The 1956-nt window shown below is 40.4% G+C and carries 3 protein-coding genes; 1 reads left to right on the forward strand and 2 read right to left on the reverse strand.

Annotated features, from left to right (window positions below):
• Positions 1 to 18: 18 nt before the first annotated feature.
• The gene (locus CK510_RS29775; RefSeq protein WP_095725042.1) at positions 19 to 681 is read right to left on the reverse strand and encodes a cofactor assembly of complex C subunit B; all 663 of its coding nucleotides are present in this window, start codon (positions 679 to 681) and stop codon (positions 19 to 21) included.
• A 133-nt stretch (positions 682 to 814) separates the two neighbouring features.
• Between CK510_RS29775 and CK510_RS29780 the strand changes: the two genes are divergently transcribed.
• Complete coding sequence (locus tag CK510_RS29780) at positions 815 to 1003, forward strand: hypothetical protein (protein ID WP_095725043.1); 189 nt, start codon at positions 815 to 817, stop codon at positions 1001 to 1003.
• 18 nt (positions 1004 to 1021) lie between these two features.
• Here CK510_RS29780 and rpaB read toward each other — a convergent pair whose 3' ends face one another.
• Positions 1022 to 1750, reverse strand: a complete 729-nt coding sequence (gene rpaB / locus CK510_RS29785; RefSeq protein ID WP_095725044.1) for a response regulator transcription factor RpaB — start codon at positions 1748 to 1750, stop codon at positions 1022 to 1024.
• Positions 1751 to 1956: the final 206 nt, after the last annotated feature.

Raw genomic sequence — 1956 nt, forward strand, 5'->3', positions numbered from 1 at the left:
CTATATAACTACCTTAGCTTAATAGTCTTTACTCTTAAGTTCTAAATTTTTTAGACTAACAGTTAATTTATCGGCGATTCCCGCTATCCAGTTTTCATCTTGCTTGGTATAACTTCGTGGTGCGTTTGCACCTAAAATCATTGCCCCTTCTGTTGCCAGAGGTTGACAAATTATACCTTGTGTATTTTCTGGTAAATAGTCAAATTCGATCTTGCCAGGATACGCTTTTACATCTACTAAATAAACGGGCTTTTGTTTTTCGAGTACCCGATTTAAGATTGCACCTGGTGTTACTTCCGATTTTTGAGCTAGTATTCCCCGCCGCAATATGACTTTTCCTTGATAAACTACGACAAGCGATCGCGTTGCAGTATTCAATAACAATAGACGGGATGCCCAGGCTAATTCTGTTTTAACTACTTCGGGTAATTCTGGTGCAATTTCAAATCCTTCTTCACCAACTAGTTTCACTGAGTCGGGAGTTCGCGATTGTACTTGCTGCCACAGCATTCCTGTCAAAATTAACAAAGCACTCAAAATAACTCCCAATACATCTGCACGTGATTGGGAATTTGTCAATTCTGATGTAAACATTCGATTTACAAACAATAAAATACCGCCTAACCAACCGACAACAATTGGTAAGCGACGTAAAACACGATTTGGATCGGATTTAGACATAGTATGAATGTAGAGACGACCCGGTGGGTCGTCTATCCAGGAATTCGGAGTGATGAATTGGAAAAATAAAAGTTAAAAATTGTGTATCTAAATTCATGCATATCAAAATTTATCGTTTTTATGCTCTTGTGGGATGGACATCCCTGCCCGTCCATCTGTACTAAAATTAAACGTGCTATTTGTTTGCGATCGCAAACAAATAATTGGGGAATATAGGGAATATGGCGAAAAATTGGGGAATATAGGGAATATGGGCGAACAGCCGTTCGCCCCTGCCCCTACTTGTATGCATGGACGAACGGTTGTTCAACCTTTGTCTTGACTGCTAATTCTGAATTCTTTATTCCTCCCCAGGCTCAATGATGCGTTGAAAAAGGTAGCCTGTACCTCGCGCTGTTAAAATTAATTCGGGGTTGCTAGGGTCGTCTTCCAGCTTTGCCCGGAGTCGCGATATATGTACGTCAACCACACGAGTATCTACGTGACGTTCGGGAGTATATCCCCAGACTTCTTGTAAAATTTCCGATCGCGAAAAGGCTTCCCCAGATCGACTAACTAATAATTCCAACAGGCTAAATTCCATACCAGTGAGGCGAATACGTTCGTCACCTTTGTAAACTTGGCGTTTGTTAGTATCAATTTTGATAGTGCTGACGTGGATAACACCGGAACTGGGAATTCCCGAAGCACCGGTTTTATCTACCCGACGCAAGACTGAACGGATTCGGGCTTCGAGTTCTTTAGGCGAAAATGGTTTAACTACATAATCATCAGCACCTAACTCCAATCCGGTGATGCGGTCTGCCACGTCACCCAAAGCTGTTAGCATGATAATTGGTACATCTGATTCTTTGCGTAGTTCCTGACAAACACCGTAGCCGTCAAGCTTTGGCATCATTACATCCAAAACTACCAAATCGGGTTCTGATTTGCGAAAAATATCTAAAGCTTCTTCTCCATCCCCGGCTGTGACTACATCGTAGCCAATCATCGAAAGGCGCGTTTCCAATATCCGACGAATGCTAGCTTCATCGTCTACCACTAGGATTTTTTCTTTATGACTTTCCAAGTTTATCAACACTCCTTAACTAAAATTTTTCATGATTAATTTTTACTACCATATTATTAAGATATCATTCCTATTATTCATTCGGAAAAACTTGTAAGCCTTGCAATTATTCACTTTTTCTTTTCCTTTAAACTTAAGAAAAAATTAAGACAAAACATTTAGATCGATGTGGTAATAGTAGCCAGTGTGCCATAAACTAAGGGTTC

This window comes from Brunnivagina elsteri CCALA 953, assembly GCF_002289455.1.
Lineage (GTDB): Bacteria > Cyanobacteriota > Cyanobacteriia > Cyanobacteriales > Nostocaceae > Brunnivagina > Brunnivagina elsteri.

Coding starts and splice junctions, on each gene's coding strand:
- CK510_RS29780 (WP_095725043.1), top strand. CDS start 815: ATGGACATCCCTGCCCGTCCATCTGTACTAAAATTAAACGTGCTATTT.
- CK510_RS29775 (WP_095725042.1), bottom strand. CDS start 681: ATGTCTAAATCCGATCCAAATCGTGTTTTACGTCGCTTACCAATTGTT.